This window comes from Salmonella sp. NW645, assembly GCF_051703725.1.
Classification (GTDB): Bacteria; Pseudomonadota; Gammaproteobacteria; order Enterobacterales; family Enterobacteriaceae; genus Salmonella; species Salmonella enterica.
The window spans coordinates 125,241-141,201 of sequence record NZ_JAMMKR010000001.1 but is presented as its reverse complement, the minus strand read 5'-3'; the positions used below and the strand labels follow the sequence as shown (position 1 = coordinate 141,201).

The 15,961-nt window shown below is 52.2% G+C and carries 18 protein-coding genes; 8 read left to right on the top strand and 10 right to left on the bottom strand.

The features are described from left to right. The first annotated feature begins 116 nt into the window (after nt 1–116). The 3 genes from NA389_RS00675 (at nt 117) to NA389_RS00665 (ending at nt 3,757) form a co-directional block, all read left to right on the top strand. On the top strand, nt 117–1,772 hold the full coding sequence (locus NA389_RS00675; protein WP_001081945.1) for a glucan biosynthesis protein D: 1,656 nt from the start codon (nt 117–119) through the stop codon (nt 1,770–1,772). Between the two features lie 195 nt (nt 1,773–1,967). Continuing rightward, nucleotides 1,968–2,543: a YceI family protein gene (locus NA389_RS00670; protein ID WP_001024309.1), complete on the top strand. Its 576-nt coding sequence runs from the start codon at nt 1,968–1,970 to the stop codon at nt 2,541–2,543. An 11-nt stretch (nt 2,544–2,554) separates the two neighbouring features. Continuing rightward, nucleotides 2,555–3,757 carry a lactate oxidase gene (locus tag NA389_RS00665; RefSeq protein WP_000856051.1) on the top strand — a complete coding sequence of 401 codons (1,203 nt, stop codon included), beginning with the start codon at nt 2,555–2,557 and terminating at the stop codon, nt 3,755–3,757. A gap of 46 nt (nt 3,758–3,803) precedes the next feature. Here the strand turns inward: NA389_RS00665 and aac(6') are convergent, their stop codons facing one another. The 8 genes from aac(6') to NA389_RS00625 form a co-directional block, all read right to left on the bottom strand. Then, nucleotides 3,804–4,241, bottom strand: coding sequence for a cryptic aminoglycoside N-acetyltransferase AAC(6')-Iy/Iaa (gene aac(6') / locus NA389_RS00660; protein WP_000354600.1), 438 nt, complete (start codon nt 4,239–4,241; stop codon nt 3,804–3,806). Beyond that, nucleotides 4,241–5,032, bottom strand: a complete 792-nt coding sequence (locus tag NA389_RS00655) for a DeoR/GlpR family DNA-binding transcription regulator (RefSeq protein WP_024134423.1) — start codon at nt 5,030–5,032, stop codon at nt 4,241–4,243. Before NA389_RS00655 ends, aac(6') begins: the two co-directional genes overlap by 1 nt. Before the next feature lie 15 nt (nt 5,033–5,047). Further along, entirely contained in the window at nt 5,048–5,680 is a 633-nt protein-coding gene (locus NA389_RS00650; RefSeq protein WP_000600605.1) for a ribulose-phosphate 3 epimerase family protein, read from the bottom strand. An 11-nt stretch (nt 5,681–5,691) separates the two neighbouring features. Beyond that, complete coding sequence (gene sgcA, locus NA389_RS00645; protein ID WP_000606454.1) at nt 5,692–6,129, bottom strand: SgcA family PTS sugar transporter subunit IIA; 438 nt, start codon at nt 6,127–6,129, stop codon at nt 5,692–5,694. A gap of 131 nt (nt 6,130–6,260) precedes the next feature. After that, nucleotides 6,261–7,067 (bottom strand): BtpA family protein SgcQ, encoded by an 807-nt coding sequence (gene sgcQ / locus NA389_RS00640; RefSeq protein WP_000118619.1) that lies wholly within the window; start codon nt 7,065–7,067, stop codon nt 6,261–6,263. A 13-nt stretch (nt 7,068–7,080) separates the two neighbouring features. Next, complete coding sequence (gene sgcC / locus NA389_RS00635; protein WP_000460835.1) at nt 7,081–8,394, bottom strand: PTS sugar transporter subunit IIC SgcC; 1,314 nt, start codon at nt 8,392–8,394, stop codon at nt 7,081–7,083. A gap of 10 nt (nt 8,395–8,404) precedes the next feature. Then, nucleotides 8,405–8,686: a PTS sugar transporter subunit IIB SgcB gene (sgcB, locus tag NA389_RS00630; RefSeq protein WP_000976132.1), complete on the bottom strand. Its 282-nt coding sequence runs from the start codon at nt 8,684–8,686 to the stop codon at nt 8,405–8,407. Continuing rightward, on the bottom strand, nt 8,683–9,801 hold the full coding sequence (locus tag NA389_RS00625; RefSeq protein WP_000144623.1) for a M42 family metallopeptidase: 1,119 nt from the start codon (nt 9,799–9,801) through the stop codon (nt 8,683–8,685). Before NA389_RS00625 ends, sgcB begins: the two co-directional genes overlap by 4 nt. A 216-nt stretch (nt 9,802–10,017) precedes the next feature. On the opposite strand from NA389_RS00625, the gene rimL reads away from it, so the two are divergent. Then, entirely contained in the window at nt 10,018–10,557 is a 540-nt protein-coding gene (gene rimL / locus NA389_RS00620) for a 50S ribosomal protein L7/L12-serine acetyltransferase (RefSeq protein WP_000229293.1), read from the top strand. Here rimL and ydcK read toward each other — a convergent pair. Further along, entirely contained in the window at nt 10,554–11,534 is a 981-nt protein-coding gene (gene ydcK / locus NA389_RS00615) for a YdcK family protein (RefSeq protein WP_000170578.1), read from the bottom strand. The genes rimL and ydcK overlap by 4 nt on opposite strands. 106 nt (nt 11,535–11,640) lie before the next feature. Here ydcK and tehA point away from each other — a divergent pair, with 106 nt between their 5' ends. The 3 genes from tehA (at nt 11,641) to NA389_RS00600 (ending at nt 14,061) form a co-directional block, all read left to right on the top strand. Next, a complete protein-coding gene (gene tehA / locus NA389_RS00610; RefSeq protein ID WP_001243996.1) occupies nt 11,641–12,654 on the top strand; it encodes a dicarboxylate transporter/tellurite-resistance protein TehA in 1,014 nt (337 codons plus the stop codon). Continuing rightward, nucleotides 12,641–13,237 carry a tellurite resistance methyltransferase TehB gene (gene tehB, locus NA389_RS00605; RefSeq protein ID WP_000218275.1) on the top strand — a complete coding sequence of 199 codons (597 nt, stop codon included), beginning with the start codon at nt 12,641–12,643 and terminating at the stop codon, nt 13,235–13,237. The genes tehA and tehB overlap by 14 nt, the downstream gene beginning before the upstream one ends. Before the next feature lie 155 nt (nt 13,238–13,392). Next, a complete protein-coding gene (locus NA389_RS00600) occupies nt 13,393–14,061 on the top strand; it encodes a DUF3313 domain-containing protein (RefSeq protein ID WP_001259021.1) in 669 nt (222 codons plus the stop codon). 53 nt (nt 14,062–14,114) lie between these two features. Here the strand turns inward: NA389_RS00600 and NA389_RS00595 are convergent, their stop codons facing one another. Next, complete coding sequence (locus NA389_RS00595) at nt 14,115–15,293, bottom strand: benzoate/H(+) symporter BenE family transporter (RefSeq protein ID WP_001238500.1); 1,179 nt, start codon at nt 15,291–15,293, stop codon at nt 14,115–14,117. A gap of 91 nt (nt 15,294–15,384) precedes the next feature. On the opposite strand from NA389_RS00595, the gene NA389_RS00590 reads away from it, so the two are divergent. Next, nucleotides 15,385–15,921, top strand: coding sequence for a helix-turn-helix domain-containing protein (locus NA389_RS00590; protein ID WP_000369551.1), 537 nt, complete (start codon nt 15,385–15,387; stop codon nt 15,919–15,921). Nucleotides 15,922–15,961: the final 40 nt, after the last annotated feature.

Below are 15,961 nucleotides of genomic sequence, written 5' to 3'. Positions count from 1 at the left end.
CAATTGGATTATTAATGAATTTTGTCTAGAGTGAGCGGTCAGAAACGGGCACATTCTTGCTGCTGAAAAAACCAGCGCGGGACCATTCACAAGACCAGAAGGACTCATTTTCAGGTATGAATCGTAGACGATTTATTAAAGGTTCAATGGCAATGGCCGCCGTGTGCGGTTCCAGCGGTATTGCTTCACTCTTTTCTCAGGCGGCGTTTGCCGCAGAATCCGATATTGCGGATGGTAAAATTGTCCGTTTTGATTTTGCTGGTCTGCAATCAATGGCCCAGGCGTTAGCGAAAAAGCCCTGGGGCGGCGCGCCGGGCCCCTTGCCGGATACGCTCGCCAATCTGACGCCGCAGGCCTATAACAGCATTCAGTATGACGCGGCGCATTCACTCTGGAACGGTGTTGCCAACCGGCAGCTCGATATTCAGTTTTTCCACGTAGGGATGGGCTTTCGTCGTCGCGTACGCATGTTTTCCGTTGATACGACGACGCATCTTGCTCGCGAGATTCATTTTCGCCCGGAACTGTTTAAATACAACGATGCCGGCGTCGATACGACGCAACTGGAAGGGCAGAGCGATCTCGGTTTCGCCGGTTTCCGTGTCTTTAAAGCGCCGGAACTGGCGCGGCGCGATGTCGTCTCCTTCCTGGGCGCCAGTTATTTCCGGGCGGTAGATGATACTTATCAGTATGGCCTGTCGGCTCGCGGGCTGGCGATAGATACCTATACTGACGGTCAGGAAGAGTTCCCTGACTTCACCGCATTCTGGTTTGACACCGCCAAGCCGGGCGATACTACGTTTACCGTTTACGCTCTGCTGGACAGCGCCAGCGTGACGGGCGCGTATAAATTTGTGATCCATTGCGAAAAATCGCAGGTGATCATGGATGTAGAAAACCATCTCTACGCCCGTAAAGATATTAAGCAACTTGGCATTGCGCCGATGACCAGTATGTTTAGCTGTGGGAATAATGAACGCCGGGTATGCGACACCATTCATCCGCAAATTCACGACTCCGATCGGCTGGCGATGTGGCGGGGTAACGGCGAGTGGATTTGCCGCCCGCTGAATAATCCGCAGAAATTGCAGTTCAATGCATATATGGACGATAACCCGAAAGGGTTCGGCCTGCTGCAACTCGATCGCGATTTCTCGCATTATCAGGATGTGATGGGCTGGTACAACAAACGTCCGAGCCTGTGGGTGGAGCCGCGCAGTAAGTGGGGGAAAGGCGCGGTTAGCCTGATGGAGATCCCAACCACTGGTGAAACTCTGGATAATGTGGTCTGTTTCTGGCAGCCGGAAAAAGCGATCAAAGCCGGGGATGCGCTGGCGTTCAATTATCGTTTGTACTGGAGCGCGCAGCCGCCGGTACAATCGCCGCTTGCGCGGGTCATGGCGACCCGTACAGGGATGGGCGGCTTTCCCGAAGGTTGGGCGCCGGGCGAACATTACCCGGATAAATGGGCGCGCCGTTTTGCTATTGATTTTGTCGGCGGCGATCTGAAAGCGGCCGCGCCAAAAGGCATTGAGCCGGTAATTACGCTCTCCAGTGGCGAGGCGAAGCAGATTGAGATCCTCTACGTAGAGCCTTTCGACGGTTATCGTATCCAGTTTGACTGGTATCCGACCTCGGATTCTACGGCACCGGTGGATATGCGTATGTTCCTGCGCTGCCAGGGGGAGGCTATCAGCGAAACCTGGCTGTATCAGTATTTCCCGCCTGCGCCGGATAAGCGCCGTTATGTCGACGATCGTATCATGCGTTAGTCTGTTTGCCTTCTGTACCGCCACAAAGGCGGTACAGGTTCCGGAAATTGCCCTGGCATAAACTCATCCGTGAGCCGCTGTTTTTGTGACACGGCCTTTCCATCGTTCTATTTTTGCAACAGTCCTTCCTGTTTATCCCTCTCGATCCTGCGGACAGGGGACATTAAGATAGCTTCACCTTATTTAAGATATAAAGTGAATATAATGAAAAAGAGTTTTCTTGGTGCTCTCCTGTCTCTGGGTTTATTAAGTGCTGCTCATGCAGATGTATATAAATTTGATAATACGCATACCAATGCGGTATTTAATATCGATCATTTCCAGACCTCAACCAATCATGGCGGGTTTTATGCTATTAGCGGCGAACTGAAATATCAGCCGGAAAAGCAAGTCGCAGAGATGCGTGTGACGATTCCCGTGAGCGCCTTAAATACCGGGGTGGATGCGTTTGATAACCATATTCGCAGTAGCGATATTCTGGATGCGGAAAAATATCCAGAAATAGTATTTAAATCGACAAAATGGCATTTTGACGATAATAAACCAGTCTCTATTGACGGTTTGCTAACAATGAAGGGAGTAACTAAGCCCGTCACCTTAACCACCACCAAGTTTGGCTGTTATATGAGCCCGATATTCAAGGCGCAGGTTTGCGGTGGTGATTTTGTCACGCAAATAGATCGCACCCAGTGGGGGGTAGATTATCTGGTCGATATGGGGATGACGAAAGTTGTCGATATAAAAATCCAGGCAGAAGCGGTTAAGCAATAAAGGGAATGATGATGAAAACTAATCACCTCATTCGGGTAGTGGCCTCGCTGGCGATGTTGGCAACGTCAGGCCTGGCTTATGCTGAAGAGTACAAAGCCAGCACGGACGAAAAAGCAATAAAAATGACGAACGTAGCCTCTCTGGAAGCGCGCGTTCAGGCCAGAATGGAGAAAGGGGCATTTGGTTATATTCGCGGTGGAGCCGAAGATGAGAATAACCTTCGCAGCAACACCGAAAGCTTTGACAAAAAATATATTATGCCGCGCGTATTACAGGGCATTGAGTTAAAAGAGATCGATTTATCAACGCAGCTACTGGGTATTCCGCTTAAAACGCCTATAATCCAGGCACCGATGGCAGCGCAGGGCCTGGCCCACGCCTCCGGAGAGTTGGCGACGGCGAAAGGCATGGCGCAGGTCGGTTCGATTTTCTCGTTGAGTACTTATGGCAACAAGACCATCGAAGAGGTGGCTAACGTTTCCGGGAAAAATCCGTTCTTCTTCCAGCTTTATATGAGTAAGAATAATCAATTTAACGAATTTATTCTTGCACAAGCGGTAAAGCATGGCGCTAAAGCGATTATTCTGACCGTAGATTCGCCTGTCGGTGGCTATCGGGAAGAAGATATTAAAAATAACTTCCAGTTCCCGTTGGGCTTTGCAAACCTGGAAATGTTCGCCAGAAAAAATGACGATGGTTCAAAAACCGGCAAAGGGGCAGGGATAAGTGAAATTTACGCGCAGGCTAAACAAGCCTTTACGCCGGAGGATATTGCCTATGTACATCGTATTTCCGGTCTGCCGGTTATCGTAAAAGGCATTCAGTCGCCGGAGGATGCTGAAATTGCTATCCAGGCCGGGGCCGCAGGAATATGGGTTTCTAATCATGGTGGTCGTCAATTAGACAGCGGGCCGTCCTCATTCGATATGCTTCCTGCGATTGCAAAAGTTGTCAACAAGCGAGTGCCTGTTATTTTTGACAGCGGAGTACGCCGTGGTTCGCACGTATTCAAAGCGTTAGCCAGCGGGGCGGATATTGTGGCGGTTGGCCGGCCTGTATTATACGGTCTTAATCTTGGCGGCGCTCAGGGTGTGGCATCAGTGATTGAACAGCTAAACAAAGAGCTGACAATTAACATGATGTTGGGTGGTGCCAGGAATATTGAACAAGTGAAAACGACACGCTTGTTAACTGAAAAAGAGCTGCCCCAGTAATATAAAGGTCGGGTACTATACCCGACCTTTTCCTGTATGATTTCCCTCAACAATGCTTCCGGTAGAAAATGACGCGCTCTGTTTCCTCAAATCCTAACGCCTGGTGAACTTTCTGGGAAATTGTATTTTCCGGCGAGGTATCAGAGGCCATTTCCCGACACCCTTTATTCGTTCCCCATCGTTGCACCGCTGCAATCAATTGTTTCGCTACGCCGCGTTGACGGAACGAGGGGAGAACAAAAATACCTTCAAGGAAAACTACGGGCGAACTGTCACAGCCATTGACATAATCGTGGCGGATTGAGGCATCCGCAAAGCCAATCGCCACCCCGTCTGCCATCGCAATAAATGATGCCAGATGATCGGCTTGCAGAATTTCTTCGCCGTCCGCCAGATGGGCGTCATCCGGGTGACCAGGCCAGAGCTGTTTTCGCAATCCGCGCCAGTGCTCCAGATGGGTTTTGTTCATGTGCCTGATGTCCATTAACACGCTCCTGATGAGGGGTCTGACATGATGAGACGGCATCCCGCCTGCTGATAACGTCGGGCGATAGCAGACGGGAGCGCACTGTCGCTAAGAATGGTAGTAATACAGGACAGCGTCGCCACCGCATGGGGTTCTACAGTATCAAACTTTGAGTGATCGGCCATCAATATGACCTCGCGTGAGCGCTGAATAATGCGCGTTTTAACGCCCACTTCAAACATGGTAGCGTTGGTGATACCCGTTTCAATCGACAGCGCATCGCAGGAGATAAAGGCGCGTTCAACGGCAAAGGCGTTAATCATCTCCAGCGCCAGACTCTCGCCCACCGAAAAGTAACCGGGGCGAATCAGTCCGCCGATAATGTAACTCTCTACGTGTGGGAAGCCACCCAGTTCATTAGCGATTTTGATGTCATTGCAAATGACTTTTACTTTGGCGTCGACCAGACATTTTGCCAGTTCCAGACAGGTGGAGCCGGAGTCGAGAAAAAAGCAGTCTCCATCTTTGATGAACGTGCGGGCGAGGGCGGCGATTTCGCGTTTCGCCTCACTTTGTAACGTTCGCTTAACGTCGAAAACATATTCTTTATCTTCCGTACTGTCGTCGAAGTCAATACAACCATGGCCGCGAACCATACCGGGATAACGGCTGGCGATATAGTGAAAATCCCGGCGCACGGTTGCCTCTGCATAGCCAAAAAGTTCAATAGCTTGTTGTGTTGAGAGGTGCCTGTGTTGCCAAAGGTAATGCAACATCTGTTTGATACGGTCGGGGCGCTGTTGGCTCATCAGCATATGACTCCTTTATAGCGCGGTGAATTGTGACAACGTCACATCATAGTTCGCCGTCGTGAACAACGCCCGGCCAATCACCAGATGCTGTGCGCCTGCGGCGGCAAGCAGCCGTGCGGCGCGAAGTGTAATACCGCCGTCCGCCCAGCATTCCGCAGCAGGGAAATGCTCTCTGCTCTGACTCACTTTTTCACACATCGCGGCGATAAATTGCTGCCCGCGCCCGTCGGGTTCGCTGGTCATGATCATCAGCGCATCCAGTTGCAATGCCAGATAACGATAAGGCAATAGCGGCGTTGCCGGGTTAAGCGCCAGTCCTGCTTTCGCCCCGATAGCGCGAATATCCGCCAGAATCTCCGAGGGGTTTTGCACGCTTTCGGCATGAATGAAAATCCAGCTGGGGCGGATAGCTGCAAGCCAGGGTAGCCAGCGTTGCGGTGATGAGACCATCAGGTGAAATGAGAGCGGATGGCGAGTGTGTTGTGCGACTGCCTGAATGGTTTTCATACCGAAGGTAATATTGTTGATGAAACTGGTATCTTCGATATCCAGATGCAGCGAGCCGAGAGGCGCATCGTGTAAAGCGGTCAACGCCTCGGCATAGCGCAGCGGATCGGCGGAGGCCAGTGAAGGGTGCAGGATCATCGGAACCTCCATCAGCGCAATGCGGTTAATTGCGCGAAAAGCGCGGCGTCATTTGGCGCATCTTGCAGCATCGCGACGCTTTCCGGCGAGTCGAGCCACTGGCTGATGCGTTGAATGGTGCGAATATGTGCTTCGGCATCCGTGGCGCTGGCGCAAAGCAACAGCCAGATGGGATCGCAATCCGCATTGCCGAAAGCGACCGGCGTTGCTAACGTAGTGACGCTGATTTGATTATGGTTGGCGCCTTGCTCTGGTCTGGCATGGGGCAGCGCAATCCCCGGCGCGATAAGATAATATGGCCCCCATTTAAGGGTGTTCTCAATAATACCGTCCAGGTAGCAGGGGGCCGCCGCGCCGAAGGTAATCAGCGGACGAACGGCGATATCCAGCGCGTGTCGCCAGTCGCTGGCATGGCGTTGCGCCTGAACCCACTTAACATCATTAATCATCGATCGTTGACTCCTTGCCGGTTCGGGTTACTCTGGAACCGATCCCCGGCGTGTCTTTTGGCGAAGGCGACGGAGATCGGCAGAAGAGTTATCGCTCTCTGCAGGGGATAAGCGTTTTGCTTATCCCCATTTTATTGTCGGATATGGCGTACTTTCTCCATAAACTTCGCCACGCGCGCCTGGTCGACAAAGTTGGCGAAGACGCCGTCTTTTTTAAACGTGGTTGCCGTTACGCATCCGTCGGCAATGCAGAGCTGCTCCTCAACGTTTTCCAGACACACCCCGGTATTCGCCAGCACGACCGTGTCGGGAACGGTCTCTTTTACCCGCTTCAGTATGGCGCTATCCGTGCGGGCACCCGCCGTCAGGCCTGAGACGCACAGGGCATCGGGGTTATTGTTAAATACGGTCGATTTCGCAATTGAACAGACATCGCGGTTTCCCAGATACACCGCCGCTTCCGGAACGATGTTAAACAGCGTTTTCACGTGGCCTGCGCCGATGCGATGCTGATGGCGAATGGTTTCGCCGACATTCGTATCCCAGACGCCAAAATCGCTGGCGTAAGCGCCGGTGAAAATTTCGCGGATAAATTTTGCGTCGGTCGCCATCGCTAAATCAAACGAGGCCACAGGGTCCCACAACACGTTTACCCCAAACGGTACGCGGATTTCACTCATTAACTGACCGATGATTCTTGCCATCGCGGTGGTCGTTTCCGGTCTGACTTTCGTTAAATAAGGCAGACTAAATTCGTTGGAGAACATCACTGCATCCACGCCGCCATTTTGTAGCGCCATTAAATCGTCATGGGCGCGGTCAATTACCCAGTTCATGCCTTTCCTGGTATCGAACCCGGGATCGCCCGGCAACGCCCGTAAATGGCACATGGCGATAACGGCTTTTTCTGTTCCTATTACCTCTTTTAGCCAACTCATTCTGGGTTGCTCCTTATTCCGGTAGTTCACGTTTACGTAAGACAAGTATGATGCTGGCGACAATGCCGACCACAATAACCACGCCAATCATGCCCAGCGACATCAATTCAGATATTGACCAGCCAAACATATTTCCCACCGACAGCGCGGTAATTTGCGCGTTTTCAGCGGCGAAGCTAAAGCCGCCTTTGAGCGCCATATCGGTAAAGTACGGTGCGAACTGGGTGGCGATCAGCAGAACGGTAATCATGACAATGATGCCGCTGAGCAGAGTACGAATCAGATCGCCGCGATGAATAACCGTGGCCATGCAGATAAAAAACGGCGCAACCGGTAAATCAGCCAGCGGCAGGACTTTATTGCCCGGCAGTATGCTCGCCAGAATTAACATGATGGGAATTAACAGCAGTCCAACCGCGATGGTGGTCGGGTGGCCTAACGTCACTGCGGTATCCAGACCGATAAAGACTTCGCGCCCTTTAAAGTGTTTCTGGAAGAACTTACGCGCGCCGTCGGAAATGGGCATTAATCCCTCAACGATAAGGCGAATCATGCGCGGAAACAGCACCATAATCGCCGCCACGGTAATCATTAAGGTTGCGCACCCTTTAAAGCCTTCGCCTGCGGCAAGTCCGAAGATCAGCCCGAGAACAACGCCAATGATCACCGGGTCGCCGACCATCCCATACCGTTTTTGGATCTCCTGAGCGTCAATATTGCGTCCTTTCATAAACGGTATTTTTTCGTATATCGCATCCAGCAATACGAACAACGGCACGGAACTGGAGCCATACCCTTGCGGAATAGAAATCCCTTCCAGACCCACAATGTTCTGTACTCGTTTCGCCGTCCAGTCGGCCATTTTCAACGACAAGGCGGCGTGACAAATCGCGCCCAGTACGCCATAAATCAGACTGCCGGTCATCAACTGGACGACCGTTCCGGTAATGGCGTAGTGCCAGTAGTTATAAATATCAACGTTCATGGTTTTGGTCAGACGAGTCACCAACATACCGACGTTGAGCAGAAAGATAACGGGAATGATCATAGCGCCGATGGCCGTCGCATAGCCGACGCCGGACGCGGGCCCGGCGCCGACGTCAAACACATGCAGCGTCAGGCCAAAACGCTCAATCATCACTTTAATCGGCGGACTGAGACTGTCGATCGCCATGACGATCACCAACCCCATGCCGACAAAACCGATGCCGACCGTCACCCCGGCTTTCACCGCCTGCAGCCAGGGAATACGAAAGATTAAACCGATGATAATCATAATGATGGGCACAAAGACGGTGCCGCCGAGAGACAGGATGTAATCAAACATAATGCCCCCTTTATTGTGTTAACAGCGCCTTGATTTCTTGTTTTAATGCGTCGTCGTTGATGCCTGTCAGCAGGGCGGCGCCGTTGAGCGTCGGGATGCCATAGTCACTGTGCGTACGCATGGACGTTACGATGAGATCCATACCGTTACAGTTCAACGGGATCTCATTCAGACAACATTGCGCCGTGGTTGCCGCAATGCCTTGCTCCGCAAGAAAGTCCTGCAGTTTTTGTGCAATCATGGTTGATGTCGACATGCCGGTACCACATGCCACAAGGATCTTTTTCATCATGGTCGTGCCTCTTGTGTAGCGCCTGTTTCAGGCTCAATGGGAAACTGTTCTGGCGACATATTGGCCAGCGCAGTCAGTAAACGGATACAATCAGCCAGGTCGCGCAGGCTGGCGACTTCGGCTGGCGAGTGGGTATAGCGGCAGGGAATAGAAAGACTGGCACAGGGAATACCGTCCAGTTCAACCTGAATATAGCCGGTTTCGGTGATGACGCCTGGCGCGACTTCTCGCTGTACGGGAATATTATTTTCGTGCGCGGTGGTCTCCAGCATCCGCAGCAAACGCGGCGGCGTAATCAGTCCCGCCAACGTACCGCGTCCGTGATAGTTCAGACAGGTGATGCCGACGCCGTGGTTGACCCGCACATCAGAGTAATCCTGCAGGTCAGGCGTGTCGCAGGATGGGGTGATATCAATACCAATCGCCAGGTCGGGGCGCACGCGTCGTAAAACGGGAATAATGCCGCGAATATTGAACTCTTCCTGCACCGACGCGACCAGGAATACCGCGATATCGAGCGGTGTGGAGGCGAGGGCCTCGGCGACGCCCAGTAGCGCCGTACACCCCAGCCTGTCATCCAGCGCCTTACTGCATACCAGGTCGTTGCCCAGACAGTGCGGCGGGTTGTAAAGGGTTACTGGCGTCCCCACCTGAATACCCATTCGTTCGGCATCCGCTTTATCTTTTGCGCCGATATCAATCCAGAGTTTATCGAGAGCGGGAGGCTGGGTGCGCTCGTCACCCTTCGCGAAGTGATATGCTTTAATACCGATACAGCCCATGATATCGCCTGAACGTCCGGCAAGCGTCACAATCGAACCGGGCATAGTAATTTGCGCCGGGCCGCCCACGCGTTCAAAACGTAAAAAACCGGAGGGTTCGATCTTGCGTACCATAAAACCCACTTCATCCATATGCGCAAAAATCATCAGGCGAAGCGCGTCGGATTTATCGCTGCCATAACGGGCGACGACATTGCCCAGGCGATCCCGCCAGACGTCTTTGGCCTGCTGTTCAAACGCGTGCTGCATAACGTTTGCAATACTGCTTTCATGTCCTGAAATCCCGTTTAGCCGCAGTAAAGAAAAAAGCGTTTCCTGCACAGAAAAGGTCATTGGCGTCTCCGTGGTGATAAAACAATCAGTCGTTGAGCGTTTTATAGGCGGAGAATGGTTGGATAAGTGTGAAATGTGTCACGCGGAAATACGCTAAATAGGGCCAATAAAAAATAATGTGATGGCGATACAATAAAAACGCTCATATCACCTGCGGGTTATCGGTAAACCAGGCTATTTATGTGATCACGACCAACAACGAAGAAGGGCAACGCGATGGTGGAAATTATTCCTGTTAGCACGACGCTGGAACTGCAAGCGGCAGATGAAAGTCATGTTCCGGCGCTGCACCAACTGGTACTCAAAAACAAAGCGTGGCTACAACAGTCGCTCGACTGGCCGCAATATGTCACGTCGCAGGAGGAAACGCGTAAGCATGTGCAGGGTAATATACTGTTGCACCAGCGTGGTTACGCCAAAATGTACCTGATTTTCTGCCAGAATGAGATGGCGGGCGTACTCTCATTTAATGCCATCGAACCGATAAACAAAGCCGCCTATATCGGTTACTGGTTGGATGAGTCCCTCCAGGGACAAGGGATAATGTCGCAATCATTACAGGCGCTGATGACACATTATGCCCGGCGCGGCGATATTCGGCGCTTCGTCATTAAATGCCGCGTTGATAATCAAGCCAGTAATGCGGTCGCACGGCGCAACCATTTTACGCTGGAAGGCTGTATGAAACAGGCCGAGTATCTTAACGGCGACTATCACGACGTTAATATGTATGCCCGCATTATTGATGCGGATTAAAGGGAACCGACTAAGGGGGTACGCGTAATACGATCCTCGCCATTGATCACTTTTGGGCCGCGCAGGTGAATAGTATTGCCGTCAAACGCTATCACCGCCGCCCGTCCGCTAATCTCGACCTGGTGCTCAATCAGAATTTCGCCCTGTATACAGGCATGGCCTTCAATCAGCACGCGGTCGTCCAGTAAAATCGGGCCTCCGCGTACCTCTGCATGTCCGCCTACCAGCACATGATGTTTTAACACACAGTTGCCTTCGATTAACGCATGTTCCGCTACCTGCGAGCTGTAGCGAAGGGTAGGGATAGCATCTTCCTCTGTGCCGGCGATAACCCGCGCATGGCCATAGACTTTGGCGCAGTCACAGATCCAGACATTATTGTCTTTGTTGCCTTCGATGAGCGCGAAATCAAAGACCTCCGCCCGGTGCTCAATAAAAGCGTGTGTGATAGTGGCGTCGCCATAAAGCTGTACCTGATGGACAATCCGCGAATGGTTCACGGTGGCGCGATCGTAAATTTGTAAAATCTGCGCATGTTCATGCGTTAGTCCCTGAACGGCGAGAATTTCTGACTGGTTTAACACGCGGGCATCGCCATAAATCGCACACTCTCCGCGCACGGAAGAGGACTGAATGGTGACGTTGTCACTTATCCGTGCGCCATCGCTGATATCAGCGCGATCAATCCAGACGTTATCGCCTATTCGCACGTTATTGTAGAGCGTGCACGGCTGCGTGATACGCGCGTTATCCGTAATTTCCGTGCCCGCAAAGGCCATCGCGTTTTCATCATAAATCCAGCAATCCCCCTGTTGTGACAGCACATTATCGGCATCAACCCAGCCGCCGGAGGTTCCGGCTTTAACATCGTTAAAATCCGTTACGGCAATAACTTGTCGTAATAAGACGCTTTTCTTCTCACCGTCTACCTGATAAGTAAAAGCACGAGGTTCTTCACTCAGTCGATATTTGGTCATAGGGAAATTCCGTGTGAACGATTAAGATAACCGTAGCAAAGGTACTGGCGAAACAACCAGAAATTCCATAAAATGCATTTAAAATATACTTTATAAATTAAACAAAATGCGTAATCACAAGCAGAGCGATCGTGTGCTCAATCTGCCTGCGGGCTATTTTGGCATCGTCCTTGGCACTATCGGTATGGGATTCGCCTGGCGTTATGCCAGCCAGATATGGGCAATAAGCCACTGGCCCGGCGACATCATGGTGATCCTGGCGATGATTATTTGGGCACTCTTGACCCTGGCGTTCCTTAGCCGTCTTGTGCGCTTTCCCCATAGCGTGATGGCTGAAGTGCGACATCCGGTAATGAGCAGTTTTGTCAGCCTGTTTCCCGCCACCACGATGCTGGTCGCGATCGGCTTCGTTCCCTGGTATCGCCCGTTGGCCGTTGCGCTATTCAGCGTGGGGGTCGTCATACAACTGGCGTATGCCGCATGGCAGACGGCGGGACTTTGGCGCGGAGCGCATCCGGAAGAAGCGACAACCCCGGGGCTTTATCTGCCCACGGTAGCGAATAATTTTATCAGCGCCATGGCCTGTGGAGCGCTCGGCTACAATGATGCCGGACTGGTGTTTTTAGGCGCAGGCGTTTTTTCGTGGTTAAGTCTGGAACCGGTTATTTTGCAGCGACTGCGTAGCTGCGGCGAATTACCGGCGGTGCTGCGTACGTCGTTGGGTATCCAACTGGCGCCCGCGCTGGTCGCCTGTAGCGCCTGGCTGAGCGTCAATGGCGGGGAGGGCGACACGCTGGCGAAAATGCTATTCGGCTACGGTCTGTTACAACTTTTATTTATGCTGCGATTAATGCCCTGGTATTTATCACAACCGTTTAATGCTTCTTTCTGGAGTTTTTCGTTCGGCGTTTCCGCGCTGGCGACCACGGGGTTACATCTTGGTCACGGTAGTGAATCAGGGCTTTTCCATATTCTGGCCGTCCCGCTGTTTATTTTCACTAACGCTATTATCGCCTTATTGCTGGTTCGTACATTTCTATTGCTGGTGCAGGGGACGTTGCTTATTCGCACTGAGCGCGCTGCACTGTTGAAAACGGAGGAAAAAAATGACCGTTCGTGACGAAAATTACTTTACTGAGAAATATGGATTAACCCGCACGCATTCGGATGTGCTGGCGGCGGCAAAGGTTGTCGCGCCGGGCCGAACGCTGGATTTGGGATGCGGCAATGGCCGCAATAGTCTGTATCTGGCCGCGAACGGTTATGACGTTACCGCATGGGATAAAAATCCGGCCAGTATGGCTAACCTTGAGCGTATTAAAGCGGCAGAAGGGCTGGATAATCTGCAAACCGACATTGTCGATCTGAATACATTGACCTTTGACGGCGAGTACGATTTTATTCTCTCGACGGTGGTTATGATGTTTCTTGAGGCGCAAACCATTCCCGGTTTAATTGCCAATATGCAACGCTGCACAAAACCCGGCGGGTATAATTTGATTGTTGCGGCAATGGATACGCCGGACTTTCCCTGTACGGTGGGATTCCCGTTCGCTTTTAAAGAAGGCGAATTACGCCGCTATTACGAAGGATGGGACATGCTGAAATACAACGAAGATGTCGGCGAGCTTCACCGCACGGACGAAAACGGCAACCGTATCAAACTGCGCTTTGCTACGATGCTGGCGAGAAAACCGGCCTGACCGATGCAAGTTCTGTAAGTCTCGCTGCGTTCGGCATTTTTTTGTCGGGCGCCGCGTTCAAATTGTGCTGTCGTTACCATTTTTAGTGCATCCAGAATGATTTCGTTTTGCTATTATTTCCTTTGCATCATTGCGAAGACTAAAGGGATCGTTTCATGCGTACTCATACTTTATTTAAAGTTGCAGTGCTTACTGGCTTGCTGGCGTTATCCGGCTGTGCGTCCAAAGTCACACAGCCGGATAAGTATTCTGGATTCTTAAAAAATTATTCGGACCTGCAGGAAACTACCTCCGCCACGGGAAAACCGGTGTTGCGCTGGGTAGATCCACATTTCAATGACTCTAACTATGACAATATTGTTTACAATCCGATAACGTACTATCCCGTCCCCAAGCCAACGACCCAGGTCGGGCAGCAAGTTCTTGATAAACTGCTGGCTTATACGAACAGTAAAGTAAAATCAGCAATTGAACAGCGCAAACCGCTGGTCACGACGCCAGGGCCGCGCAGTTTGATTTTCCGCGGGGCGATTACGGGCGTGGATACCAGCAAAGAAGGGCTACAATTCTATGAGGTAATCCCTGTAGCGCTGATTGTGGCGGGCACGCAAATGGCGACGGGCCACCGAACCATGGATACCCACCTTTATTTTGAGGGTGAGCTGATAGATGCCGCGACCAACAAGCCGGTCGTCAAGGTAGTGCGCCAGGGTGAAGGTCAAGACCTGAGTAATTCCAGTACGCCAATGGCGTTTGAGACGTTGAAACAGGTCGTGGATGATATGGCGACGGATACCTCTATGTTTGACGTTAACAAAAAATAGTTCTGCGGCGCCATCGCAAGATGGCGCAAACCCCGGCAGATTAGCGGTCGCCATCAGCCAGACAACGATGGGCGGCGCGTTCTCGTTAATACAGCGTAGCCTATCCCGCCAGCGATCAACCCCCAGAATGCCGATCCGATGCCCATCAGCGTTAGCCCGCTGGCGGTGACGAGAAATGCGATAACTGCCGCGTCACGCTCATTTTCGTGAGTAAGCGCCTGATACAGGCTACCGCTAATCGTACTTAACAGTGCCAGACCAGCCAGCATTTGCACCCAGCTAACCGGCAGGGCGACCATCAGCGCGGTTATCGAACCGCCAAACCACCCGGCAAGTAAATAAAAAACGCCTGCGGCGGCGGCCGCTAACCAGCGACGCGTTGGATCGGGGTGCGCGTCCGGGCTTTGACAAATGGCGGCTGTAATGGCGGCAATGCAGATAGAATAAACGCCAAATGGCGAAAGCAGCAGCGCCAGCAATCCGGTAAAAATCATTAACGGAGAGACAGGAAGCTGATAGCCAGACGCCTTCATTGTGGCGACGCCGGGGGCGTTTTGCGATGCCATCGTCACCAGAAAGAGCGGTACCGCGACGCTCAGGCTTTGCGCGAATGAAAAGTGGGGGGGAACGAAGGTGGGCCACACCGGCGCGAAATGAATACCGCTCATCGCCACCTTACCCTGGATGAGCGCCACCGTTATTCCCATCACCATGGCAGCAATAACGGCATAGCGGGGCGCGAATACTTTAAAGAGTAGCCACGCCAATAGCATACCGCCGCACATGACAAACTCTCCGTTGAGCGTCCCGAACGCCTGCAGGCCGAAGCGTAGCAGTATTCCCGCCAGCATTGCGGCGGCAAGAGAATGGGGGATTATCCGCATCAAACGCGCAAATAATCCCGTGACGCCGCACAGCACAATCAGGGCATTGGCGACAATGAATATGCCCACCGCGTCTGGCAACGATAATCCCTGAAGCCCTGTTACCAACAGAGCGGCGCCAGGCGTTGACCAGGCGGTTAAAACCGGCGCACGATACCACAAGGTTAACGTTAGTGTGCTTATGCCCATGGCTATACCGAGGGCGGTCATCCAGCCGGCGATCTCTGCGGGTGTTGCGCCAGCGGCGAGCGCCGCCTGCCAGATAATGGCGGCGGAACTTGCATAGCCGACCAGAACGGCGACCAGACCAGATAATACAGTAGGTAACGGCAGTGATAACAGACGCATGATCGCCTCTTGTGCGTTATAACGGTCAGTCAATGTAGCATTGTGCGTTATAGCGTACAAGTGATACGCTATGGCCTTACAGGGGGGAAAAATGGATAACCTGACACACTATCTGGCGACCACGTTAAGAACGCTACGCCATCAGCGAGGCTGGAGTTTATCGCGTCTGGCGGAGATCTCCGGCGTCTCAAAAGCCATGTTGGGGCAGATAGAGCGTAATGAATCCAGCCCGACAGTCGCAACGCTGTGGAAAATTGCGACGGGCCTGAACGTTCCATTCTCAATGTTTATTTCGCCTCCGCAGGCCGAATTTCCTCCGACCTTCGATCCCCAGCAGCAAGCGATGGTAATCACACCGCTGTTTCCGTGGGACCCTGAACTCTGTTTTGACTATTTTTCCCTATTGCTGGCGCCAGGCGCGGTCAGCGAATCAACGCCGCATAAAACCGGCGTTATCGAACATGTGGTGGTGATGCAGGGTCGGCTGGACATGTGTACTGGTGGGGTATGGCAAACCATAGACGCCGGTAAAGGTTTGCGTTTTGCCGGTGATATGGCGCATACCTATCGCAACAGTAGTGACCAGACGGTTCATTTTCACTCGCTGATCCATTACCCGCGTGATTAAGCGGGAAAACTATTTCGTTAGTTTGCGCTTCTGACTACAA

What these genes read in the sequence shown, in the direction of transcription:
- tehB (WP_000218275.1), top strand. Translation starts at nt 12,641, where the DNA reads ATGACCGTTCGTGACGAAAATTACTTTACTGAGAAATATGGATTAACC.
- tehA (WP_001243996.1), top strand. Translation starts at nt 11,641, where the DNA reads ATGCGTAATCACAAGCAGAGCGATCGTGTGCTCAATCTGCCTGCGGGC.
- NA389_RS00590 (WP_000369551.1), top strand. Translation starts at nt 15,385, where the DNA reads ATGGATAACCTGACACACTATCTGGCGACCACGTTAAGAACGCTACGC.
- NA389_RS00595 (WP_001238500.1), bottom strand. Translation starts at nt 15,293, where the DNA reads ATGCGTCTGTTATCACTGCCGTTACCTACTGTATTATCTGGTCTGGTC.
- sgcC (WP_000460835.1), bottom strand. Translation starts at nt 8,394, where the DNA reads ATGTTTGATTACATCCTGTCTCTCGGCGGCACCGTCTTTGTGCCCATC.
- sgcB (WP_000976132.1), bottom strand. Translation starts at nt 8,686, where the DNA reads ATGATGAAAAAGATCCTTGTGGCATGTGGTACCGGCATGTCGACATCA.
- NA389_RS00600 (WP_001259021.1), top strand. Translation starts at nt 13,393, where the DNA reads ATGCGTACTCATACTTTATTTAAAGTTGCAGTGCTTACTGGCTTGCTG.
- NA389_RS00675 (WP_001081945.1), top strand. Translation starts at nt 117, where the DNA reads ATGAATCGTAGACGATTTATTAAAGGTTCAATGGCAATGGCCGCCGTG.
- NA389_RS00650 (WP_000600605.1), bottom strand. Translation starts at nt 5,680, where the DNA reads ATGATCCTGCACCCTTCACTGGCCTCCGCCGATCCGCTGCGCTATGCC.
- NA389_RS00655 (WP_024134423.1), bottom strand. Translation starts at nt 5,032, where the DNA reads ATGAGCCAACAGCGCCCCGACCGTATCAAACAGATGTTGCATTACCTT.
- NA389_RS00665 (WP_000856051.1), top strand. Translation starts at nt 2,555, where the DNA reads ATGAAAACTAATCACCTCATTCGGGTAGTGGCCTCGCTGGCGATGTTG.
- sgcA (WP_000606454.1), bottom strand. Translation starts at nt 6,129, where the DNA reads ATGATTAATGATGTTAAGTGGGTTCAGGCGCAACGCCATGCCAGCGAC.
- sgcQ (WP_000118619.1), bottom strand. Translation starts at nt 7,067, where the DNA reads ATGAGTTGGCTAAAAGAGGTAATAGGAACAGAAAAAGCCGTTATCGCC.
- rimL (WP_000229293.1), top strand. Translation starts at nt 10,018, where the DNA reads ATGGTGGAAATTATTCCTGTTAGCACGACGCTGGAACTGCAAGCGGCA.
- NA389_RS00625 (WP_000144623.1), bottom strand. Translation starts at nt 9,801, where the DNA reads ATGACCTTTTCTGTGCAGGAAACGCTTTTTTCTTTACTGCGGCTAAAC.
- ydcK (WP_000170578.1), bottom strand. Translation starts at nt 11,534, where the DNA reads ATGACCAAATATCGACTGAGTGAAGAACCTCGTGCTTTTACTTATCAG.